This is a genomic window from Nonomuraea sp. NPDC049646 (genome assembly GCF_044465525.1).
Lineage (GTDB): Bacteria > Actinomycetota > Actinomycetes > Streptosporangiales > Streptosporangiaceae > Nonomuraea.
Genome location: NZ_JBITLU010000019.1, coordinates 110,192 through 131,380, shown reverse-complemented (window position 1 = coordinate 131,380; position 21,189 = coordinate 110,192). Strand labels below are relative to the sequence as shown.

The window sequence follows — 21,189 nt, the reverse complement described above, 5'->3', positions numbered from 1 at the left end:
CCAGGGCGTTCCTGGTCACGGGCGGTGGTGTGCGCGGGCCGTCAGGCGTCGCAGAACCAGCCGTTCTCCACCCAGCCGTCGGCGTTGACGTCGCCGTAGGCGAAGCCGTGCACCCATTGCTTGTAGGCGCCGTCGAAGCCCTTGACGGTGAAGCTCTGGCCCCGGTGGAGGGTGCCGACGAAGTCGCGGACCATCAGGTCGTCCGCGCACACCGTCAGCCGGCGGCCGACGTCGTCCGCCCCCGCGTACGGGTACGGCCCGGCGGCGTGGGCCACCCCGCCGCTCACGGCGAGCACCGCCGCCAGTGTGCCCGCGCCGACGATGAGCCGTGCGATGTGCTTGCGCGTTGTCATCGGAACCGGTCGTCCTCTCTCGGTCTTCGGGAATGTCCGTGCGGCAAGCTACCCGGCCAGGCCGAAAGATGGGCGGTTCCCGATATTTCCGGGCGTCAGCGGAGGTAGGAGGCGCCGTCGAGGTCGAGGACGGCGCCGCCGGCCCATTCGGCCGCCGGCGAGGCCAGGTGGAGCACGGCGGCGGGCGATCTCGTCGGCCTCCCCGACCCGGCCGAACGGCCTCTGCGCGGATCGCGTCCCCCGCGGGCGGCCTGAGGTGCTCGGCGGTCATGTCCGTCGCCACGAAGCCGGGGGCCGCCGCCCCGAAAGCCCTCGGAGGCCCGGGGTCAGCCGCCGTGCTCGGCCCAGTCGTGCAGGGCCTCGACGGTGCCGGAGGCGTCGAGGTTGAGCGCCGCCTCGATCAGCGCCAGGTGCGTGAACGCCTGCGGATAGTTGCCCGTCATGTGCCCGTCGCCGGTCATCTCCTCGGCGAACAGCCCGAGCGGCTCGGCCCGCGCGCACAGCGTCTCGAACCGGTCGCGGGCCTCGGCCGTCCGCCCGGCCAGCACCAGCGCCGAGACCATCTCGAACGAGCACATCAGGAACGCCCCCTCCGGCCCGTCCACGCCGTCGCGGGTGGTCTCGGGGTCGTAGCGGTGGACGAGCGCGCCGCCCTCGCCCAGCCGGGCCTGGATGTGGTCGAGGGTGCCGAGCACGCGGGGATCGTCGCCGTCCAGGAAGCCGAGCAGCGGCAGCCGCAGCAGCGAGCCGTCGGCCTGGTCGGACCCGTAGGACTGGGTGAAGGCGCCGACGGCCGCGTTGTAGCCGCGTTCCAGCAGCTCGGCGCGGACGGCCTCGCGCTCGGCCCGCCACCGCGCCACGGGCAGGCCGGGCTCGCCGGTGGCCTCCGCCAGCCGGACCGCGCGGTCGAAGCAGACCCAGGCGTACAGCTTGGAGTAGGTCCAGTGGCGTTCGCCGTCGCGCACCTCCCAGATGCCGGCGTCCGACTCCCGCCACCGCTCGCGGGCCCGCTCCACCAGCCGCCACAACACCGGGCCGCCGTCCAGCTCGCCGGTCACGTCGTGGTAGGCCATGGCCGCGTCCAGGATGTGGCCGTAGCCGTCGAGCTGGTGCTGACCGGCGGCGTCGTTGCCGATGCGCACCGGACGCGAGCCCGCGTACCCGTCCAGGTGATCGAGGACGGTCTCGTCGGCGACCGGCCCGCCGCCGATGCCGAACACCGGCGGCAGGTCGCCCTCGTGGATCGCGCACTGGCCGAGCAGGAACGTCAGGTAGCGGCCCGCCTCCTCGCGATGGCCGAGCCGCAGCAGCGCCAGCACCATGAGCGCGGCGTCGCGGTGCCACACGTAGCGGTAGTCCCAGTTGCGCCGCCCGCCGAGCCACTCCGGCAGCGACGTCGTCGGCGCCGCGAGCAGCCCGCCGCTCTCGTCGAACAGCAGCCCGCGCAGCACGACCGCGCTGTGCCGCACCTGCCGCGCCCCCACCCCGTCGTAGGCCGACCGCGACGACCACGAACGCCACGACCGCACCGTGTCGGCCAGCAGCCGCTCCGGATCGCGGACGAGCGCGTGCCCCTGCCCCGCGTAGTCCAGCGCGACCGCCCACGACTCGCCCGCGCCGAGCGTGGTCTCGGCCACGAGCCCCGTGGACGGCCCTTCCGCCGGTTCTGTCATGCCGGTCAGCAGCAGGCCGGACTCCTCGGCCAGCACGCCGTCGCGCGGCGTCCAGCGGGCCTCGCGGGTGGCGTAGTCGGGCCTGGCCAGCACCCGCGAGCGCACCACCGCCCGCCCCCGCTCGCACCTGGCCCACCGCACCAGCAGCCGGACGGGCACCACGCCGCTGCCGCCCGTCCCCGGCGGCGAGGTGGCGAAGAAGTCGTGCACCACGACCTCGCAGTCGCGGCCGACCCAGCGGGTGCGCAGCACCAGCGTCTCCTCGACGTAGCCGCGCCCCTCGACCCGCGCGCCGGCCACGTCGAACTCCCACGCCCCGCCGAGCCGCCGGTCGAGGATGCGCGCGAACACGCTCGGGCCGTCGAAGCGCGGCGCGCACATCCATTCCACCGCCCCGCCGGGCGCGACCAGTGCCGCCGTGTGACAGTCCGACAGGAACGCGTACGCCCCGATCGGTGGAAATCCCCCGGCCATCCGTGCACCCCGTACCTCTTCATCGCGCCCCCCGTGCCGGGTTGCCCGATGTCGCCGCAGGTTAAACGGGGTGCGCGGGCAGCCGGCGGTCGAGCAGCAGCGCGCCGCGGCCCGCCAGCAGGGAGGCGCACCACTCGCGCAGCGCGGCCGGCCGGGGGCCGCCGACGTCGGCGGTGTCGAGCAGGTCGGCCCAGTCGAGCAGCGACTCGGCCAGCATGAGCGGCACCCCGCTGCGCTCGTGCACCTCGGCGGCGGCCTCGAAGTGCTCGCTCGCCCGCGCCGGGTCGCCCATCGTCACGCACAGGTGGGCCAGGTAGTGGTGGCCGCAGTGGTGGGCGACCGTGCCGTGGCCGAACGTCTCGCCGTCGGCGGCCAGCGACGCGTACAGCCGCTCGGCCAGCTCGGGACGGCGCAGCCGCGCCGCGGCCACGGCCAGGTTGTCCAGGGCGGGCCGGTGGGCCATGTTGCGCGGCGGCACGCCGCCGCGGTCGGCCAGGATGCGGTCGAGCAGCGGCCCGGCCTCCTCGTCGCCCATCTCGCACAGGTAGCGCAGCACGGCGTGCACCGGATCGACCCGGGGCGCCTGGGCGGCGCGGCGCAGCCGGTCGCGCAGCTCCCACAACCGGCCCTGCAGACGGCGGATCTCGGAGATCTGCTCGGAGTAGATGGCCACGGCCTCCAGGCGGCGGCCGATCTCGGTGCCGAGCCGCATGGCCGACAGCGCCTCGGTCTCGGCCTGGCCCAGGTCGCCCTGCATGAGCGTCAGGCCCGCCCTGGAGTAGCCGATCAGCCAGTTGAGCTGCGGCTGGGCCAGCCGGCGGGCCAGCTCGTCGGCCTGGTCGAGCAGCGTCGCGGCGCGCGCGGTGTCGCCGCTGTCCAGCACCGGCGGGGTGCGCTGCACGTAGGCGTGGAACAGCGCCAGGTCGTCGCCCGTGCGGCGGGCCGCCTCCAGCATCTCGTCGCCGTCGCGGTGACGCTGGTGCAGCGGGTCGGCCGGGATGATCGTCAGGCTGCGCATGCCGAGCACGCTGGCCAGCGTGCGCGGGTCGCCCGACTTGCGGGCCAGCGCCACCGCCTCGTCGCTCAGCGCGAAGCGCCGCTCGCCGTCGGGCGCCCAGATCAGCTCGGAGGCGAGCAGGGCGGCCAGCAGCGCCCGGGTGCTGAGGTCGGTGGAGTCGACCAGCTTGCGGGCCTCGGTCAGCAGCGCGATGCGGCGCTGGTCGGGGGCGGCGGAGATGCTGGAGAAGCCGCGGTCGCCGCCGAGCGCGGCCACCACGATCAGGTCGTCGCGGCCGCACTCCCTGGCCAGCTCGGCGGCCTGGTGCAGGGTCTCCCGCGCCTCCGGGTGCCCGGCCATCCACATCGCCCGGCCGCAGTCCATCAGCAGCTCGGCGCGCCGTTCCGGGGAGGCGCCGGGGAAGTCGGCCAGCAGGCCGAGCACCCGCTGGTACCAGGTGACCGCCTCGCGGTGGGCCAGCCCGGCCAGCGCGTGGCGGGCCGCCTGCACGCCCGCCTCGGCGGCCTCGGCCGTCCGGCGCGGGTCGCGGCCGTGCTCGGCGGCGGCCAGCAGGTGGGTGGCCACGACGTACGGGCGCGACTCCATGGCCTGCGGGTCGGCCTGGCACAGGGCGTCGGCGACCCGGCCGTGCAGCAGCCCGGCGCGGGGGGCCGACAGCGTGGCGTACAGGGCGGTGCGGGTCAGCTCGTGGGAGAACTGGCACTGGCCGCCGTCGGCCATGGTCACCAGGCCCGCGCCCATGGCCTCCTCGACGGCGGCCACGAAGCGCGCCTCGTCCAGGCCGAGGCCCAGGCGCAGCGCGGCCGACTCCATGCGCTCGCCCACGGCCAGCAGGCTGACCAGGTCGCGGGCGTCGGGGTGGAGCTGGGCCAGGCGCGCCCGGACCATGCGGGTGACCGAGTCGGGGACGGTCAGCGCGTCGAGGTCGGCGCCCGCGGCCAGCTCCCTGGCCACCTCGGTGACCAGGAACGCGTTCCCGCCGGTGATCCGGTACAGCAGCTCGGGGTCGCCGTCGCTGCGCACCTCCGACAGGGCCCGGCTGACCTCGTCCATGCCGAAGGAGGAGACCTGCACCAGGCGCCCGTCGGCGGTCAGCTTGTGCAGCTCGGGCATCGCCGACTCGACGGGCACCGGGCGCGAGGTGGCCAGGATCAGCAGCGGCAGCGAGTCGGCGTCCCACATCAGGGAGTGCAGCATCTGCAGCGACTCCAGCGTCGCCCACTGCAGGTCGTCGATCACCAGCAGCACCGGCCGCACGGTGGCCAGGCGCTCGATGAGCGTGCGGGCCGCGGCCATCAGGTGGTAGCGCTCGGAGACCGGCTCGGTGGCGGGCGGCACGGCCAGCGACAGCGGGGGAGCGGCCAGCGAGGGCGCCAGCCGGACGAGCTGCCCGCACTGCTGGTCGACCCCGGCCCGCAGCAGCAGCGCCGGCGAGGTGCGGGCCAGCCGCTCGACCGCCCCGGCGATCGGCTCGTACGCCTGCCGCGCCGGATCGGTGCACCGCCCCGCCAGCACGGTGAACTGCCGCTTGAGCGCCCGCCGCGCCACGACCGAGGCCAGCCGGGTCTTGCCGACCCCCGGATCGCCCTGGAGGATCACCAGCCCGCTGCCGAACTCGGCCGCCCCCAGCTCCTCCTCCAGCGCCCGCAGCTCCTCGTCCCGGCCGACGAACGGCAGCACGTGCCCGCTGTCCAGCCAGGGCGCCAGGCCGCCGGCGTGCTGGTTGTCGGCGCTCTGCCAGTGGAGCTCGTAGGCGTGCATCGGCTCCCGCAGGCCCTTGCCCGGCAGCCGGCCCAGGTCTTTGAACTCGTGCCGGCTGCGGCCCTGGGCCAGGCGGCGCACCAGGTCGGTGCAGAGCACCTGGCCGCCCTCGGCCACCGCGACCAGGCGGGCCGCCTCGACCGTGGGCAGCCCGCTGACGTCGTCGACGCCCCAGCACACGTCGCCCGCCGCCAGCGCGGCCCTGATCGAGATCTTCTCCAGCGCCCGCTCGTTCTCGGCCGCGACGGCCTGCTCGACGGCGATGACCGCGTCGAGCCCGGCCGTGGCCGAGCCGAACACCGCCATCAGCCCGTCACCCAGGCTCTTGGTGAACGTCGAGCCGCTGGCCGTCACCACCGAGTGCAGGAGCTGGTAGAGCCGGCGGAAGACGACGTTGGCGCGTTCCTCGCCGAGCCTGATCCGCATGGCTGTGGAGCTGACCACGTCGGTGAACAGGATGGTGGCCGTGGTCAGCGTGCCCGGCTCGTGCGGGGTGCTCACGCGGGTGGTCCCTCCTTCCGCACGGGCGCCCTGGCGGCCTTGCCCACGCCCTTGCGGACGCCCTTGCGCACGCTGTGGCGCAGCCGGCGCGTGCGGCGCGCGGCCTTCGACTGCCGGACGCGCCACTGGGCGGCCAGCTCCTCGGGGATCTGGAAGGCGGCGTGGCCGCCCGAGTAGCGGTCGATCATGGCGATGACGATGTGCTTGCCCGCCCGGCGCACCAGCCAGCGCACCACCGCGTCGACCGGGCCCATCAGGCGGCCGTACCGGTTGCCGGCCCTGGCCGCGGCGAACAGCGCGTTGAACCACCACGCCGGGGGCGGCACGTCGAGCAGCGCCGGGACCTGGGCGGCGTTGTAGCGGGCGTCGCGGAAGACCCAGTGCACCAGGCTGCGCGGCAGCTTGCGCCAGCCCAGGTGCATGAACTCCTCCATCTCCGCCAGCAGCACGGCCATCAGCCTGCGGCCCTCTTCGCTCGACTCGTACAGGCGGCCGAGCCGTTCGCTGACCGGCGGCACGTCGTCGAGGGTGAGCGGCCGGTCGCGGCACGCCTCGACGCCCATGAGGTGGCCGAAGACGCTCCACGTGTACAGGTGGGCGGCCTTGTCGTCGTCGCTGAGGCGCACCCCCATGCTCTCCAGAGCCTCCCACGTGACGACCGAGAAGTCGAAGATGGTGGCCAGCAGCAGTTCCTGGTTGACCGGCGGGCCGAACCTGGCGGTGTCCCAGTCGTCGCCGAAGTGCTCGGTGGCCAGCGCGCGCACGAACGAGTGCAGGATGCGCAGCCCGATCGCCGTCGTGTGCCCGGGACGGCCCGGCCGCAGGCTGTCGGTGGCCTTCAGGCCCATGACGTCCACCAGCATCTGGCCGGTCTCGGCGACCCGGCGGGTGAGGCTGTGGGTGGCCAGGTCGGACACCCCGGCCAGCACCTTGGCGCTGGAGATCTCGACGTAGGCCATGGGGAGGCACTTGCAGAACAGCGCGACCGACTGGTACAGCCCGTAGTCGGAGAAGACGGCCTGGCCGCGGGCCAGCAGCTCGGCGTCGCCGCCCCACTCGGGCAGGTCCTTGTCGAAGTCGATGGCGTCGAAGATGGCCGAGGGGCCGGTCTCGCCCGAGGGCGCCCGCGCCTCCCGCTTGGCCCGGCCGAGCTCCACCACGACCGCGCGCAGCAGGGACAGGGCGTTCTCCCCTTCGGGCCTGGTCTCCAGGTAGCCGGCCACGATCTTGTCGATGTCCGGGTCGGCCTGCTGCCGTAACTGCCGGAACCGTTCCGCCGGCCAGCGCTCGGCGGGGGCGTTGTCGTGCTCGTTCATGTTCGCCGTACTCCAGATCCGGTCAGAGGCCCCCGCGTTTGCGCAGCGCCTCGACGTCCAGCAACGTGATGGTCCGCCCCTTCATGGCGATGAGGCCGCGGGCGGCGAGCGACTGCAGGGCCCGGTTGACCGCCGGACGGGACGCGCCGATCAGCGCGGCCAGGTCCGACTGGGTCAGCCCCGGCATGTCCACGACCGGGCCCTGGGTCTGGCCGCGCTTGACCGACAGTTGCAGCAGCAGCTTGGCCAGGCGTCCGCCCAGGTCGAGGAAGGCCAGGTCGGCGGCCTGCCCGGTGAGCCTGCGCACCATCTGCCCGAGCATGCGCAGGAACTCGTCGGCGAGCCCGGGATGCTCGCGCATCAGCTCCAGCAGCCGCGCCCTGGGAAGGGCGAAGATCCAGCAGGGGCGCACGGCGATGATCGACGCCGACCGCGGCGAGTCGTCCAGCAGCGCCATCTCGCCGAAGGTCTCCGCGCGGCCCAGCATGTTGAGCACGATCTCGTCGCCGTGCTCGGTGGTGAAGACGACCTTCACCAGGCCGTCGAGCAGCACGTACAGGGATTCGCCCGGATCGCCCTGGTGCAGGATGATCTGCCCGTTGCGGTATCTGCGGGCCACCCCGGCGCGCACGGTGCTCGTGATGCCGTCCGGTCCGAGCACGCGGAACAGCGGAACCTCCGCCAGCACGGCGGCGACCGCCTGGACGTCGTGTGGAACCGCCCCGCTGCTGGCGCTCATGGAAGAACTTTAGGACGCGAACGCCGATCGGGCAGTAAGTGGTAAGCGATCTCCCGAATGTGACGAGCGCCACACCCGCACTGTGTCGTCCGCGACAGTGCGCGAAGGCCGCCGGGAGCACCGTTGGGGGGCCGGTCGAACGAGGTTGACCCCCGAGGACCCCGGCCGGCGGGGAGACGATGATGCAGTTGGATACGTTGGAGCGCCGCGACACCGCCGGCCTCGTGTCGGACGCCCAGGCAGGCGACGCCCAGGCATGGGAGCGGCTGGTCGAGGAGTTCACCCCGATGCTGCGGTCGAGGATCCGGCGCTTCCGGCTCGGCCACGAGGACGCCCAGGACGTGCTCCAGACCACCTGGTTGCTGGCCTGGCAGAACCTCAAGAGCGTCGAGGACCCCCAGCGCATGCCCGGCTGGCTGGCCACGATCGCCTTCCGCGAGTGCCTGAAGCTGACCAGGCGCACCCGGGAGATCTGCACGCCCGACCTCGACACGCTCGGCAGCACGGACGACGTGGACAGGGAACTGGCCAGGATCTGGCTGGCCGGCACGCTGGAGGAGCTGGTCGAGGAGCTGCCCGCGGCCCAGCGCGTGCTGTTTCGAGCACTCACGGAAACCTCCGAGCCGCACTACGTGGACGTCGCCCGCCGGCTGGGCCGGCCGGTCGGCAGCATCGGCCCCACCCGCGCCCGCTGCTTCGCCAGGCTGCGCGGGCTCTTGCAGGACCGCGAGATCACCAGGGACTTTCTGGACTGAGTCCTAGTTTCCTGACCGGTCAAGAGGGATCGCCTCCAGGAAGGGCTCGAAGTCGAAGCGCGCCATCTCGTAGGCGTCGGGATCGGTCTCCTCGGGGAAGGCGTAGACCTTGCGCCGCATCCCGGGGAGCAGCCGGTCGGCTCGCGGCGCCTCGGGGACCGGCTCCGGCAGCGTGCCGCGGGCCGTCTCCGCCTCCAGGGCCGCGGTGAGCTCCGGCCCGAACGGCGGGTCGTAGAGCGCGCCCACCCGCTGGTAGGTGCGGAAGTAGCCGACGATGAAGCGCATGCGGTCGGGGTAGGACACCCAGTCGGTCACCCCGGCCGTGGCCTGCTCGACGTCGTCCGGGATGAACTCCTCGGCGAGCTTGCGCACCTTCTCGTTCCTGATCGGCCGCCAGGCGAGCGCCATGTCCACGCCCGGCGGCGGGGCCAGCGGCCGGCCGACCCTGACGTCGCTGAGCGGCGTGCGCACGGCGAACAGGTGACGGGTGTAGAGCGAGGACCACTTGGCCTCCAGCACGCGCGTCAGCCACGGCTGGTCCTCGTGCCGGGCGCTGAACAGCGGGAAGCGGGGGTAGGGCCGCCGGGTCACCAGCGAGCGCAGCGACCGCCACGACATCCGGGTCAGCCACCGCACCGGCCGGTACAGCACCAGCTCCAGAGCCTTCTGCGCGCGCTTCTGCTCGTACGCCGACAGCGCCACGCTCGCCCCGAACATCAGCTCGGCCCGCTCGTCCGGGTCGGTGGCCGCGTGCGCCTGCCGCAGCAGCAGGGCGGCGTCCCGCAGGTAGCGCTCGTCGGCCTCCTCCAGCAGCCCGGACAGGAACTCCGGCGGCATCGGCGTGTTCTCCGACTCCGGGCTCACCTTGACGTAGCAGTCGGGCGTGCCGTTCCACAGGTTGGCCGCCAGGCTCGCGGTCTCCAGGAAGATCGCCCGGTTGGCCAGCGCCAGCCCGAGCTGGTAGCTGGGGCCGAGCAGGGTCAGCAACATGGCGCGGAACACGCGGCGCAGGCGGGCGGGCACGTGCAGCCGGTCGCCGAAACCGGTCAGGAAGGGCGAGCCCGGAGTCAGGTCGAGGCTCTCGGCGACCGCCTTGGAGGTCCATTTGGCGTAGCAGTACCAGTTTGTCGCGTCCTGGCCCAGCCGCTGGGCGAGGTCCCCGGCGACGCGGTGGTAGCCATGGGCGATGACCATGGCCTCAAGCGCAGGGTTCCTGTCCTTGCAGGCGGCGATGCGCAGCACGTCGTCCGCCGTCATCGGAGCGCCTGGCGCAAGCGCTTGTTCCACTTCGGACATGAGGTCTCCCGTCAGTGGTCCCCCCTGGGACCGTCGATCCTCACCGGGTCAGAGCGCGTCCGGTGACGTGAGATACAGGGCGGCGGTCTCGCTTTCCCCGTGACCGCCGCCCGGAGCGTAGGGCGGGTGACTTGCGGTGTGGTTGCAGGGCGATCCGAGCCCCTGCGGCGTGCCCGCCGCCCCGGGAGGGGCCCGGGGCGGCGGCCGGCTATTCCCGCACCGATATCTTGCTGATCACGACGAAGCCGCCGAGCGCCCCCGCGGAGCCGGCGGCCGTCGTCGTGGTGAGGTTGACCACCAGGTCATAGGTGCCCGGGCCGAGCTGGCCGCGCATCGGGACCGACGCGGTGTACCGTCCCGAGCCAGGGGTGAACGTCATCTCCACGGGAGGCGAGGGATGACGGGTCTCACCGCCTCCCAACAGGTCGGCGATGATCTCCACGTGCCACCGTCCCGCGAGCCAGTCGACCAGCTCGCCGGCCACCTCCCAGGTCACGTCAACGGTCCAGCCCTCGCCGCATCTGACGACGTTCGTGGGCTGCGCGCCCGGGTCGACAACCTGCCCGTGCAGCACGCCGGTCAGCTGCTCGGCCGGAACCTTCATCACCTGGAACTCACCGGTCGCCATGTCGCTGTCTCCTTTCCGGGGGGAACCAGGTCCCCGTACGGACAGGCAGAGCGGTGGGACAGCCGGGTAAATACCGGGTGTATTCAAGGACACAACGCCGGGACGTACCGCCCCGGCGACTACGGTGGAGGCGTGCTCCACGACCCCCCGGACCCCGCGTCGAGGGCCCGGCTCGCCGCCGGGTGGCTCGCCCTCGCGGGCGGCTCCCCGGCCGCGCCGGCCGTCGGCGCCGAGCTGATCGCCCGCTGGGCCGAGCCCCACCGCCGCTACCACACCCTGGCCCACCTCGCCGCCGTGCTGGCCGCCGTCGACGACCTGGCCGGGGAGGCCGCCGACCCCGCCGCCGTGCGCCTGGCCGCCTGGTTCCACGACGCCGTCTACGACGGCAGGCCCGGCTGGGACGAGGAGCGCAGCGCCCAGCTCGCCCAGGCGCGCCTGCCGCGCTGCGGGGTGCCGCCCGGCCGGGTCGCCGCGACCGCCCGGCTGGTCCGCCTGACCGCCGCCCACGACACGGTGGCCGCCGGCGACCGCGACGGGGCCGTGCTGTGCGACGCCGACCTGGCCGTGCTGGGCCGCCCCGGCTACGACGCCTACGCCGCCGGCATCCGCCGCGAGTACGCGCACGTGCCCGACGACCTGTTCCGGCAGGGCCGTGCCCAGGTGCTGCGCAGGCTGCTGGCCGCGCCGCGGCTCTACCGTACGGACCGGGCCCGCGAGCTGTGGGAGGAGGCCGCCCGCGCCAACATGACCGCCGAGCTGGCCCGTCTGGCGGAAGGCTAGGGGTCGCGGCGCTTGCGGCGGCGCAGACCGGCGGCGATCAGGCGGCGCAGCAGCTCGCGCGAGCTGACCGGCTCGGCGCCCAGCGACACCGCCCGCGCGTGCACGGTCTCGGGGACGTCGTAGTGGTCGCGGTCGAAGGCCCGGCCCGGCACCCCGAGCCGGGCCGCGAACGCGTGGAGCTCCTCCAGCGAGCTGTCGCTCACCAGGTGCGACCACATCAGGCCGCGCGGCCCCGGCCAGTCGGGGGGATCGATCAGCACCGTCACGCCTTAAAGGGTAGGACCCTGCCGCGCACGCCGAGCTCGCCCAGATCGGGCACCACGACGTGCGCGCCGTGCCCGGCCAGCGCGGCGGCGTCGCCCGGACCGTCCCGGGTGACCGCCACCACCAGCCCGAAGCCGCCCTTGCCGCCCGCCTGGACGCCGGGCAGCGCCGCGTCCACCACGGCGGCCCGTCCGGCGGGCAGCGCCAGGCGGCGCACGGCCTCCAGGAACAGGGCGGGGTCCGGCTTGCCCGGCAGGTTCATCAGGGCCGCGTCGCCGCCGTCCACGATGAGGTCGAACAGGTGCGCCACGCCCGCGGCGGCGACCAGCCGGCGGCCGTGCAGGCTGGCCGAGACGGCGGCCGTGCGGGCGCCCCGGTGGCGCAGCTCGTGCAGCAGGGCCACGGTGGCGGGGAAGGCGGCCACGCCGTACTTGTCCACCTGCGCGATGAAGATGTGGTCCTTGGCCAGGCCGAGCCCGTGCACGGTGGGCGCGCCGGGCTCGTCGTCGGGGCCGCCCTCGGGCACGGTGAGGCCGCGCGCGGCGAGGAAGGTGCGCACGCCGTCGAGCCGCGGCCGGCCGTCGACGTGCCGGAGGTAGTCGTCGCGCACGTCGAACGGGTCGCAGCGGCCGCGCAGGAAGGCGTCGAAGACGTGTTTCCAGGCGGCCGCGTGCACCCGGGCGGTGTCGGTGACCACGCCGTCGATGTCGAACACGACGGCGCCGATCGAGGCCAGATCGATGACGGGCTCGTTCACACTGTGAACGTAACCGCTCTACCAGGCGACGGGTAGCTCCTTGACCCCGTACACGATGGCCAGCTCCCTGAACGGCACCTCGCCCGAGACGTGCAGGTCCGGGAAGCGGCGCAGCAGGGCGGGGAAGGCGATGCGCATCTCCATCTGCGCGAGCGGCGCGCCGATGCAGCGGTGGATGCCGTGGCCGAAGGCCAGGTGCGAGCGCGCGGTCTCGCGGCCGGGGCGCACCTCGTCCATGTCCGGGCCCAGCGAGGGGTCGCGGTTGGCGCCGGTCAGCGAGCACAGCACCATCTCACCCTTCTTGATCGGCACGCCGTGCAGCTCCAGGTCCTCGCGGGCGAAGCGCGGGAAGGCCACCTGGACGACCGTCATGTAGCGCAGCAGCTCCTCGACGACGTCGTTGACGTAGCCGTCCACCTCGCGCACCTTGGCGGCCTGCTCGGGGTGGCGCATGAGCCAGAGCGCGCCGAGGGCGAGCATGCTGGTGCTGGTGTCGTGCCCGCCGGTGAGCAGGCCGTCGGACATGCTGGCCAGCGTGCGGTCGTCGAGGTCGTCGCCGTGCTCGCGCAGGAGCTGGCCGAGCAGGCCCTCGCCGGGGTCGCGCCGCTCGCGGGCGACCAGGTCCACCAGGTACGCCATCGCGTCGTTGATCGCCTGCAGGGACGCCTCCGGCCCGGCCGACAGGTCGAACCGGTCCTTGCTGATCCTGACGAAGTCGGCGCGCTCCTCGTACGGGACGCCGAGCAGCTCGCACACCACCAGCGACGGGATCGGCAGCGCGAAGTCCTCGACCAGGTCCGCGGGCGGGCCCTTGGCCTCGATGCGGTCCAGGTGCTCCTCGACCATCGCCTCGATGCGCGGCTCCAGCCGGCGCAGGCGGCGCATGGTGAACTCGGGGGTCAGGTACTTGCGCAGCCGCGTGTGCTCGGGCGGGTCGCGGAAGCCGAGGCCGCCCGGGTCCTCCTGGTTGGAGCCCAGGCCGGAGATGCCGGCGAAGTCGTTGCTGAACCGCTCGTGGTCGCCGAGCACACCGCGTACGTCCTCCCAGCGCGTGACCAGGTGCACGGTCTGGTCGCCGGGGATCTTCATGGGGAAGACGGCGTGCTCGGCCCGGATGCGGCCGAGCTCGGCGACCGGGTCGAAGTCCTCGCGCATGAACTGGACGAAGGGGAACTCTGAGTCAGACATGGATATCCGTCCTGCTGGGATACATCGCACTATGTTGGGATAAATCCCTCGGTAGATGGTCCCATCCGGACAGGCGGCTGTTGCCCTCCGAAAGGACGAAATTGCCGCTCACTCTCACGTCCCACCTGGTCGCCCGCCCGATCGTCCATCTGGCCGCCCGCCCGGCCACCTGTGCGGGAAGGCCGGGGTGCGCCTCATTGTGCGCCGGGTCGCGGGCCGCCGACTAGCCACAACCCCCTTCTGGTACGGCGTGTGTCACAGGAACCGGTGGGAGACAGGGGAAATCGGTGGCGTTTGGCGTACAAGGGGGCGACAGTCTGCGATGATCTCGTCGCAAGACAAGCTGGAGTTGAGCCTCGCGGATAGTGACTGATGCCGACATTTGAGGAAATAGCAGCCTTCGTCGCCGAGAAGCCGTTCGCCACCGCCGTCATCGCCCTGCTGGGCCTGGCCGGGCTCGTGCTGGCGTTCCTGGTGCTCCGGATGGCCTGGAAGGCGGGCACCTGGTTATTCGCCCGCTACGTCGCCCCCCGTCCCGTCGAGGACGTGCTCACCGTCGTCGCCGCCTCCATCGCCACCGGCGTGTCCGCCCAGGGCATGTGGCGCTTCTCCGGAGACGTGCTGGGCCTGGACGGACCGCTCCGGCTGCTGCTGTTCGCCTTCATCGAGGTCGCCATCATCACCTCGGCCGTCCGCGCCCGCCGCAACATGCGGGAGAACTTCTCCGCCGGCATCGACGGCATCGCGGTCTGGGCGCTGACCTGCCTGACCGCCGTCCTGTCCAGCATGGACGCCCGAAGCCTCCCCGAGGCCGTCTTCCGCCTGGCCGCCCCGCTCGTCGCCGCCTGGCTCTGGGAACGCGGCATGGCCATCGAACGCCACCGCATCCGCGGCACCGGCCGCATCAACTGGCGCCTGACCCCCGAACGCCTGCTCGTCCGCATGGGCCTGGCCGAGGTCAGCGACCGCACCGCCTCCGAGGTCGACGCCCACCGCCGGCTCACCCGCGTCGCCCTGGCCGCCAAGCGCGCCAAGGCGCTGCGCGACGGCGGCGCCTCCGAGCGCAAGATGCGCGGCGCGCTGGCCAAGCTCGACAAGGCCATGGACCAGGCCGTCGAGCACACCGGGCTGGCCGTCGACCAGTCGCGCCAGGAGGCGCTGCTGGCCCAGATCGCCGCCCTGTACAACACCAACGCCCTCATCGACGCCGACCCGCGGGTGCCGTGGGAGCCCGAGGCCGACCACCGTCCCGTGCCCGCCCGCCCGGCGCTGCCGCCCGCGCTGGCCGAACTCGTCGAGGACGAGGACGAGGACGTCGAGGTGTTCGACGCCACCCCCCAGGTCGTCGACACCGCCCAGCGCGCCGCCCAGATCAGGGCCGCCCGCGAGTTCTGGGACCGGCAGATCGCCAAGCGCATCGTGCCGCGCTCGGTGGACATCGCCCAGGAGATCGGCATCTCGCTGGCCACCGCGCGCGAGTATCGTGCCCTGTGGAAGCTGGAGCCGCAGGCGCACGCCCTGATCGAGGCTCTGTACCAGCAGCACGGCATCGTCGACACCGGCGCCTTCCCGGCCATCGCCGACGACGGGCGGGTGCTGGCCAAGTAGGGGGAGCTCGGTTGCGGGAGCGCACGCTCGAACGCGTCAGGAAACTCCTGGCCAAGGCCGAACGCACGGACAACGAGCACGAGCGGGCCACCTTCCTGGCGGCCGCCTCCGCCCTGATGGCCAAGTACGGCATCGACACCCTCCCGCCGCCCGGCACCCGCCAGACCCCCGGCGACCGGATCGTCACCCTGCCCGCCCCGTGGGCCAGGGAGAAGGCCCGCCTGGTCAGCCTGGTCGCCCAGGCCGTGCGCTGCCGTCCGCTGCTGATCGGCCGCGGCGACGGCGGCCAGCGGGTGCACGTGTTCGGCTTCGCCGCCGACCTCGAACGCGCCGACGTGCTGGCCACGTCGCTGCTGCTGCAGATGGCCTCCGGCCTGGCCCGCGTACGGCCGCCGGGCGAGCTCGCCGCCGCGCGGGCCTACCGGCGCTCGTGGCTGCTGGGGTTCACCGACGAGGTGTACCGGCTGCTGCGCGAGGCCGAGTCGCGGGCCGCGACCGAGGCCGAGGCCGCCGGGGCCGGCACCGCGCTGGTGCTGGCCGACCGCCGGGCCGAGGTCGACCTGGCGGTGGCCGCGCGGTATCCGCGCATCCGCATGTCCGTCCCGACGACCAGCGGCACGGGCTACCGCGCGGGCGTGCTGGCGGGCCGGCACGCCGACCTCGGCCGCACCGGCATGCCCGCCGCCACCGCCCGCGAACTGCCCCGCTGAGCCGCCCGCTCGACGGCCGACCCCCGCGAGCCGCCAGGACCAGCCGCCCGGCGGCTCAGCTCAAGGCGGACGAGACCAGCGAGCGGGCCTCCTCCTGGACCTTGGCCAGGTGGTCGGGGCCCTTGAAGGACTCGGCGTAGATCTTGTAGACGTCCTCGGTGCCCGACGGGCGGGCGGCGAACCAGGCGTTCTCGGTCGAGACCTTCACCCCGCCGAGCGCCGCGCCGTTGCCGGGGGCCGCGGTCTGCACCGCCGTGATCGGCTCGCCGGCCAGCGACGACGCCGTCACCTGGTCGGCCGACAGCTTGGCCAGCACCGCCTTCTCCTCGCGGGTGGCGGGCGCGTCGACCCGGGCGTAGGCGGGCTCGCCGAACCGCTCGGTCAGGCGGCGGTAGTGCGCGCTCGGCGACTCGCCGGTCACCGCCAGGATCTCCGAGGCCAGCAGGGCGAGGATGAGCCCGTCCTTGTCGGTGGACCAGGGGGAGCCGTCGCGCCGCAGGAACGAGGCCCCCGCGCTCTCCTCGCCGCCGAACCCGAGCGACCCGTCGAGCAGCCCGGGGACGAACCACTTGAAACCGACCGGCACCTCGTACAGACGCCGCCCGAGCGAGGCGGCGACCCGGTCGATGACGCCGCTGCTCACCATCGTCTTGCCGACCCCGGCCGCGGCGGGCCAGCCCTCGCGGTGGGCGTACAGGTAGGAGATGGCGACGGCCAGGTAGTGGTTGGGGTTCATCAGGCCGTCGGGGGTGACGACGCCGTGGCGGTCGGCGTCGGCGTCGTTGCCGGTGGCGATGTCGTACCTGTCCCGCTGCGCGATGAGCGACGCCATGGCGTACGGCGACGAGCAGTCCATGCGGATCTTGCCGTCCCAGTCGAGCGTCATGAACCGCCAGGTGGGATCGACCAGCGGGTTGACCACGGTCAGGTCGAGGCGGTGGCGCTCGGCGATCTCGCCCCAGTACGCCACGCTCGCCCCGCCCAGCGGATCGGCCCCGATGCGCACCCCGGCCGACCTGATCGCGTCGAGGTCGACCACGGACGGCAGGTCGTCGACGTACGCGCCGAGGAAGTCGTAGCGGCCGGCCGCGTCGAGGGCCTTGGCGTAGGAGATCCTGGACACGCCCTTCATGCCGTCGGCCAGCAGTTGGTTGGCGCGGTCCTGGATCCAGGAGGTGGCGTCGGTGTCCGCGGGGCCGCCGTGCGGCGGGTTGTACTTGAAGCCGCCGTCGGAGGGCGGGTTGTGCGACGGCGTCACCACCACGCCGTCGGCCAGCCCGGACGTGCGGCCCCGGTTGTGCCGCAGGACGGCGTGCGAGACGGCGGGGGTCGGCGTGTAGCCGTCGCGGGAGTCGATCAGCACCTCCACCCCGTTGGCCGCGAGCACCTCCAGCGCCGACACGCGGGCGGGCTCGGACAGCGCGTGCGTGTCGATGCCCAGGAACAGCGGGCCGTCGGTGCCCTGGGAGGCGCGGTACTCGCAGATGGCCTGGCTGGTGGCCAGGATGTGGTCCTCGTTGAAGGCCGTCCGCAGCGAGGACCCGCGGTGGCCCGACGTGCCGAACGCCACCCGCTGCGCCACCTCGGCGGGGTCGGGGTGCAGGGCGTAGTAGGAGGTCACCAGCCGGGCGACGTCGACCAGGTCGGCGGGCTGGGCGGGCTGTCCTGCGCGATCGTGCGTCATGAGGCCACTTTACAAATTCGCCCCCTTCGTACGGGTGAGCGCGCCCGGCGGCGTGGGAAGATACAGGCGCGTCTGCCTCCAGAATGGAGTTCTGTTTCCATGCGTTTCGGATATTTCCTGAACGAACGGCAAGGGTCCGACCCGCTCGGCGCGCTCCGCGACGAGATCGCCCAGGCGGCCGAAGACGGCTTCGCCTCCGCCTGGCTGTCCCACATCTTCGGCCTCGACGCCCTCACCGCGCTGGCCGTGGCCGGCTCCCAGGTGCCCGGCATCGAGCTCGGCACCTCCGTCGTGCCCACCTACCCGCGGCACCCGGCGGCCCTGGCCCAGCAGGCGATGACGGCCAACGCCGCGCTCGGCGGCCGGCTGGCGCTCGGCATCGGCCTGTCGCACCAGGTCGTCATCGAGCACATGTTCGGCCTCAGCTACGAGCGCCCCTACCGCCACATGAAGGAGTACCTCGACGTGCTGCTCCCGGCCAGCCGGGGCGAGCAGGTCAAGGCGGCGGGCGAGACGATCAGGGCCGACGTGCGGCTCACCACGCCGGGCGCGGGCTTCCCGGTGCTCATCGCCGCCCTCGGCCCGCGCATGCTGAAGCTGGCCGGCACGGTGGCCGACGGCACGGTGCTGTGGATGACCGGCCCGAAGACGGTGGCCGAGCACGTCGCCCCGACCATCACCGCCGCCGCCGCGGAGGCGGGCCGCCCGGCGCCGCGGATCGTCTGCGCGCTGCCCGTCTGCGTCACCGACGACCCCGCCGCCGCGGTCGAGCGGGCCAACGAGATCTTCGCCGTCTACGGCACGCTGCCCTCCTACCGGGCCATGCTTGACCGCGAGGGCGCCGCCGGGCCCGGGAACGTCGCGGTGGTCGGCGACGAGGAGTCCGTGCTCGCCCAGCTCGAACGGCTGCGCCAGGCCGGGGTGACCGACTTCGTCGGCGCGACCTTCGCCGAGCGGGAACGTACCCGTGAGCTGCTCATCGGCGCGTCGAAGGGTTCATAGGGGGACATCTCAATAAACTCCGGCAAGGTGAAGCGCTTGCTGCATGGCATAGACGTGTCGAACTGGCAGGGCTCCGTCGACTGGGCCGGTCACGCCGAGGCCGGAGTCTCCTTCGCCTTCGCCAAGGCCACCGAGGGCGGCGACTGGACCGACCGGTGGTTCGCCCGCAACTGGTCGGGAATGCGCGAGAGCTGGCTGGTGTGCGGGGCGTACCACTTCGCCCGGCCCAAGGGCGACCCGATCGAGCACGCCCGGCACTTCCTGGCGGTGCTCAGGTCGGCGGGCGGCCTGCGCAGGGGCGACCTGGTGGCGCTCGACCTGGAGACCGGCGACGGGCAGCGCCCCGAGCAGGTCGCCAGGTACGCGCGCCGCTGGTGCCACCACGTCGAGCGGCACGCCGGCCTGCGGCCCTTCATCTACACCTTCCACTGGTTCGCCCGCTCGGGGAACTGCGCCGGCCTGGCCGACTACCCGCTGTGGATCGCCTCCCCGGAGAAGCCGCGCGGCGAACCCCTCGTGCCGCCGCCGTGGCGCGACTGGACAATTCACCAATATGCCAGCAGTCCGCTCGACCGGAACGTCTTCCACGGCACCCGCCAGGACCTGACAAGGCTGGGGTTTCACCCGCGATAGCATCGGTGTTCACCATCGAACCAGCCTCGGTGCCGGGCATCGAGCGCGATCCAAGGGAGACACCGTGTCAGCCGAGCTACGCATCACCCTCGCCGGAGCCGAGCGTGTGGTCGCGGCCGGCACGACGGCCGGTGAGGCGCTGGAGGCCGACGGCCGCACCGTCATCGCGGCCCGGGTCAACGGCGAGCCGCGCGACCTTGCCCACCCGCTGGCCCAGGACGACGTGGTCGAGCCGATCGAGGTCTCCAGCGAAGACGGCCGGGCCATCGTCCGCCACTCCACCGCGCACGTCATGGCCCAGGCGGTGCAGGAGCTGTTCCCCGAGGCCAAGCTGGGCATCGGCCCGCCCGTGGAGAACGGCTTCTACTACGACTTCGACGTCAAGCAGGCGTTCAACCCCGACGACCTCAAGCGCGTCGAGAAGCGCATGCGGGAGATCGTCAAGCAGGGGCAGCTGTTCTCCCGCCGGGCCGTCAGCGACGAGCAGGCGCGCGAGGAGCTGGCCGGCGAGCCGTACAAGCTGGAGCTGATCGGGCTCAAGGGCGGCGCGGCCGACGAGGAGAGCGTCGAGGTCGGGGCCGGGCAGCTCACGATCTACGACAACCTCGACCCCAAGAGCGGCGAGCTGTGCTGGAAGGACCTGTGCCGGGGGCCGCACGTGCCCTCCACCCGGTCGATCCCGGCGTTCAAGCTCATGCGCTCCGGCGGCGCCTACTGGCGCGGCAGCGAGAAGAACCCGCAGCTCCAGCGCATCTACGGCACCGCCTGGGAGTCCCGCGACAAGCAGGACGAATACCTGAAGATGCTGGAGGAGGCCGAGCGGCGCGACCACCGCAGGCTCGGCGCCGAGCTCGACCTGTTCTCCTTCCCCGACGAGCTGGGCTCGGGCCTGGCGGTCTTCCACCCCAAGGGCGGCGTGATCCGCAAGGTGATGGAGGACTACTCGCGGCGCAGGCACGAGGAGGCCGGCTACGAGTTCGTCAACACCCCGCACATCACCAAGGAGCACCTCTACCAGGTCTCGGGCCACCTCGACTGGTACAAGGACGGGATGTTCCCGCCCATGGAGCTGGAGGGCGCCCGCTACTACCTCAAGCCGATGAACTGCCCGATGCACAACCTGATCTTCAGGGCGCGCGGGCGGTCCTACCGCGAGCTGCCGCTGCGGCTGTTCGAGTTCGGCACGGTCTACCGCTACGAGAAGTCGGGCGTGGTCCACGGCCTGACCCGGGTGCGCGGCCTGACCCAGGACGACGCCCACATCTACTGCAGCCGCGAGCAGATGCGCGACGAGCTGACCTCGCTGCTGCGCTTCGTCCTCGACCTGCTGCGCGACTACGGCCTTGAGGACTTCTACCTGGAGCTGTCCACCAAGGACCCGGAGAAGTTCGTCGGCTCCGACGAGGTGTGGGAGGAGGCCACCACCACGTTGCGCGAGGTGGCCGAGGCCGAGAACCTCCACCTGGTGATGGACCCGGGCGGCGCGGCCTTCTACGGGCCGAAGATCTCCGTCCAGGTGCGCGACGCCATCGGCCGCACCTGGCAGATGTCCACCATCCAGCTCGACTTCAACCTGCCCGAGCTGTTCGACCTGCAGTACCAGGCGGCCGACGGCTCCCGGCAGCAGCCGGTCATGATCCACCGGGCGCTGTTCGGCTCGGTCGAGCGGTTCTTCGGCGTCCTGGTCGAGCACTACGCCGGGGCGTTCCCCGCGTGGCTGGCGCCGGTGCAGGTGGTCGGCATCCCGATCGCCGACGCCCACGTGCCCTACCTCCAGGACGTCGCCAAGCGGCTGCGCGAGCGGGGCATCAGGGTCGAGGTCGACGCGGCCGACGACCGCATGCAGAAGAAGATCCGCAACGCGCAGAAGGCGAAGGTCCCGTACATGCTGCTGGCCGGTGACGACGACATCGCCAACGGCGCGGTGTCCTTCCGTTACCGCAACGGCGAGCAGAAGAACGGCGTGCCCGTCGAGGAGGCCATCGCCGAGATCGTCAACGCCGTGGAACACCGCGTCCAGGTCTGACCCGCCGCTTTCGGCCCGGCCGG

The 21,189-nt window shown here is 73.0% G+C and carries 18 protein-coding genes; 7 read left to right on the top strand and 11 right to left on the bottom strand.

Features of this window, described 5'->3' with window-relative positions; genetic code table 11:
• Nucleotides 1-41 precede the first annotated feature (41 nt).
• The 5 genes from ACIBQ8_RS41560 to ACIBQ8_RS41540 all read right to left on the bottom strand — a co-directional run bounded on the left by ACIBQ8_RS41560 (nucleotide 42) and on the right by ACIBQ8_RS41540 (nucleotide 7,835).
• Entirely contained in the window at nucleotides 42-353 is a 312-nt protein-coding gene (locus tag ACIBQ8_RS41560) for a hypothetical protein (protein ID WP_397175287.1), read from the bottom strand.
• Between the two features lie 326 nt (nucleotides 354-679).
• Complete coding sequence (locus ACIBQ8_RS41555) at nucleotides 680-2,500, bottom strand: glycoside hydrolase family 15 protein (protein WP_397194778.1); 1,821 nt, start codon at nucleotides 2,498-2,500, stop codon at nucleotides 680-682.
• A 61-nt stretch (nucleotides 2,501-2,561) separates the two neighbouring features.
• Nucleotides 2,562-5,780 (bottom strand): ATP-binding protein, encoded by a 3,219-nt coding sequence (locus ACIBQ8_RS41550; protein WP_397194776.1) that lies wholly within the window; start codon nucleotides 5,778-5,780, stop codon nucleotides 2,562-2,564.
• On the bottom strand, nucleotides 5,777-7,096 hold the full coding sequence (locus ACIBQ8_RS41545) for an oxygenase MpaB family protein (RefSeq protein WP_397175292.1): 1,320 nt from the start codon (nucleotides 7,094-7,096) through the stop codon (nucleotides 5,777-5,779). Before ACIBQ8_RS41545 ends, ACIBQ8_RS41550 begins: the two co-directional genes overlap by 4 nt.
• A gap of 22 nt (nucleotides 7,097-7,118) precedes the next feature.
• Nucleotides 7,119-7,835: a Crp/Fnr family transcriptional regulator gene (locus tag ACIBQ8_RS41540; protein ID WP_364340948.1), complete on the bottom strand. Its 717-nt coding sequence runs from the start codon at nucleotides 7,833-7,835 to the stop codon at nucleotides 7,119-7,121.
• A 188-nt stretch (nucleotides 7,836-8,023) separates the two neighbouring features.
• On the opposite strand from ACIBQ8_RS41540, the gene ACIBQ8_RS41535 reads away from it, so the two are divergent.
• Nucleotides 8,024-8,590: an RNA polymerase sigma factor gene (locus ACIBQ8_RS41535; RefSeq protein WP_397175294.1), complete on the top strand. Its 567-nt coding sequence runs from the start codon at nucleotides 8,024-8,026 to the stop codon at nucleotides 8,588-8,590.
• Between the two features lie 3 nt (nucleotides 8,591-8,593).
• Here ACIBQ8_RS41535 and ACIBQ8_RS41530 read toward each other — a convergent pair whose 3' ends face one another.
• Both ACIBQ8_RS41530 and ACIBQ8_RS41525 read right to left on the bottom strand, forming a co-directional pair.
• The gene (locus ACIBQ8_RS41530) at nucleotides 8,594-9,847 is read right to left on the bottom strand and encodes a hypothetical protein (RefSeq protein ID WP_397194775.1); all 1,254 of its coding nucleotides are present in this window, start codon (nucleotides 9,845-9,847) and stop codon (nucleotides 8,594-8,596) included.
• Nucleotides 9,848-10,094: 247 nt separating this feature from the next.
• Complete coding sequence (locus ACIBQ8_RS41525) at nucleotides 10,095-10,514, bottom strand: hypothetical protein (RefSeq protein WP_397175298.1); 420 nt, start codon at nucleotides 10,512-10,514, stop codon at nucleotides 10,095-10,097.
• A gap of 132 nt (nucleotides 10,515-10,646) precedes the next feature.
• Between ACIBQ8_RS41525 and ACIBQ8_RS41520 the strand changes: the two genes are divergently transcribed.
• Nucleotides 10,647-11,294, top strand: coding sequence for a metal-dependent phosphohydrolase (locus ACIBQ8_RS41520; RefSeq protein ID WP_397175299.1), 648 nt, complete (start codon nucleotides 10,647-10,649; stop codon nucleotides 11,292-11,294).
• Here ACIBQ8_RS41520 and ACIBQ8_RS41515 read toward each other — a convergent pair.
• From ACIBQ8_RS41515 to ACIBQ8_RS41505, 3 genes are read right to left on the bottom strand one after another with little or no spacing between them, the layout of a single operon-like run.
• Complete coding sequence (locus ACIBQ8_RS41515) at nucleotides 11,291-11,560, bottom strand: DUF4031 domain-containing protein (RefSeq protein ID WP_397194773.1); 270 nt, start codon at nucleotides 11,558-11,560, stop codon at nucleotides 11,291-11,293. The two genes, ACIBQ8_RS41520 and ACIBQ8_RS41515, sit on opposite strands and share 4 nt — an antisense overlap.
• Nucleotides 11,557-12,315, bottom strand: coding sequence for an HAD family hydrolase (locus tag ACIBQ8_RS41510; protein ID WP_397175301.1), 759 nt, complete (start codon nucleotides 12,313-12,315; stop codon nucleotides 11,557-11,559). The genes ACIBQ8_RS41515 and ACIBQ8_RS41510 overlap by 4 nt, the downstream gene beginning before the upstream one ends.
• An 18-nt stretch (nucleotides 12,316-12,333) precedes the next feature.
• A complete protein-coding gene (locus tag ACIBQ8_RS41505) occupies nucleotides 12,334-13,503 on the bottom strand; it encodes a cytochrome P450 (protein WP_352322574.1) in 1,170 nt (389 codons plus the stop codon).
• Nucleotides 13,504-13,875: 372 nt separating this feature from the next.
• Between ACIBQ8_RS41505 and ACIBQ8_RS41500 the strand changes: the two genes are divergently transcribed.
• The gene (locus tag ACIBQ8_RS41500; RefSeq protein WP_397194772.1) at nucleotides 13,876-15,111 is read left to right on the top strand and encodes a hypothetical protein; all 1,236 of its coding nucleotides are present in this window, start codon (nucleotides 13,876-13,878) and stop codon (nucleotides 15,109-15,111) included.
• An 11-nt stretch (nucleotides 15,112-15,122) separates the two neighbouring features.
• Nucleotides 15,123-15,821: a DUF2786 domain-containing protein gene (locus ACIBQ8_RS41495; protein ID WP_397194771.1), complete on the top strand. Its 699-nt coding sequence runs from the start codon at nucleotides 15,123-15,125 to the stop codon at nucleotides 15,819-15,821.
• Between the two features lie 55 nt (nucleotides 15,822-15,876).
• On the opposite strand, the gene pgm is transcribed toward ACIBQ8_RS41495, so the two are convergent.
• Nucleotides 15,877-17,505 (bottom strand): phosphoglucomutase (alpha-D-glucose-1,6-bisphosphate-dependent), encoded by a 1,629-nt coding sequence (gene pgm / locus ACIBQ8_RS41490; protein WP_397194770.1) that lies wholly within the window; start codon nucleotides 17,503-17,505, stop codon nucleotides 15,877-15,879.
• 99 nt (nucleotides 17,506-17,604) lie between these two features.
• Between pgm and ACIBQ8_RS41485 the strand changes: the two genes are divergently transcribed.
• The 3 genes from ACIBQ8_RS41485 to thrS all read left to right on the top strand — a co-directional run bounded on the left by ACIBQ8_RS41485 (nucleotide 17,605) and on the right by thrS (nucleotide 21,166).
• Nucleotides 17,605-18,507 (top strand): LLM class F420-dependent oxidoreductase, encoded by a 903-nt coding sequence (locus ACIBQ8_RS41485; RefSeq protein ID WP_397194769.1) that lies wholly within the window; start codon nucleotides 17,605-17,607, stop codon nucleotides 18,505-18,507.
• A gap of 36 nt (nucleotides 18,508-18,543) precedes the next feature.
• Nucleotides 18,544-19,140 carry a glycoside hydrolase family 25 protein gene (locus tag ACIBQ8_RS41480; protein WP_397175309.1) on the top strand — a complete coding sequence of 199 codons (597 nt, stop codon included), beginning with the start codon at nucleotides 18,544-18,546 and terminating at the stop codon, nucleotides 19,138-19,140.
• Between the two features lie 64 nt (nucleotides 19,141-19,204).
• Nucleotides 19,205-21,166 carry a threonine--tRNA ligase gene (gene thrS, locus ACIBQ8_RS41475; RefSeq protein WP_397175311.1) on the top strand — a complete coding sequence of 654 codons (1,962 nt, stop codon included), beginning with the start codon at nucleotides 19,205-19,207 and terminating at the stop codon, nucleotides 21,164-21,166.
• Nucleotides 21,167-21,189: the final 23 nt, after the last annotated feature.

What these genes read in the sequence shown, in the direction of transcription:
- ACIBQ8_RS41560 (WP_397175287.1), bottom strand. Translation starts at nt 353, where the DNA reads ATGACAACGCGCAAGCACATCGCACGGCTCATCGTCGGCGCGGGCACA.
- ACIBQ8_RS41555 (WP_397194778.1), bottom strand. Translation starts at nt 2,500, where the DNA reads ATGGCCGGGGGATTTCCACCGATCGGGGCGTACGCGTTCCTGTCGGAC.
- ACIBQ8_RS41545 (WP_397175292.1), bottom strand. Translation starts at nt 7,096, where the DNA reads ATGAACGAGCACGACAACGCCCCCGCCGAGCGCTGGCCGGCGGAACGG.
- ACIBQ8_RS41540 (WP_364340948.1), bottom strand. Translation starts at nt 7,835, where the DNA reads ATGAGCGCCAGCAGCGGGGCGGTTCCACACGACGTCCAGGCGGTCGCC.
- ACIBQ8_RS41530 (WP_397194775.1), bottom strand. Translation starts at nt 9,847, where the DNA reads ATGACGGCGGACGACGTGCTGCGCATCGCCGCCTGCAAGGACAGGAAC.
- ACIBQ8_RS41525 (WP_397175298.1), bottom strand. Translation starts at nt 10,514, where the DNA reads ATGGCGACCGGTGAGTTCCAGGTGATGAAGGTTCCGGCCGAGCAGCTG.
- ACIBQ8_RS41505 (WP_352322574.1), bottom strand. Translation starts at nt 13,503, where the DNA reads ATGTCTGACTCAGAGTTCCCCTTCGTCCAGTTCATGCGCGAGGACTTC.
- ACIBQ8_RS41500 (WP_397194772.1), top strand. Translation starts at nt 13,876, where the DNA reads ATGCCGACATTTGAGGAAATAGCAGCCTTCGTCGCCGAGAAGCCGTTC.
- pgm (WP_397194770.1), bottom strand. Translation starts at nt 17,505, where the DNA reads ATGACGCACGATCGCGCAGGACAGCCCGCCCAGCCCGCCGACCTGGTC.
- ACIBQ8_RS41485 (WP_397194769.1), top strand. Translation starts at nt 17,605, where the DNA reads ATGCGTTTCGGATATTTCCTGAACGAACGGCAAGGGTCCGACCCGCTC.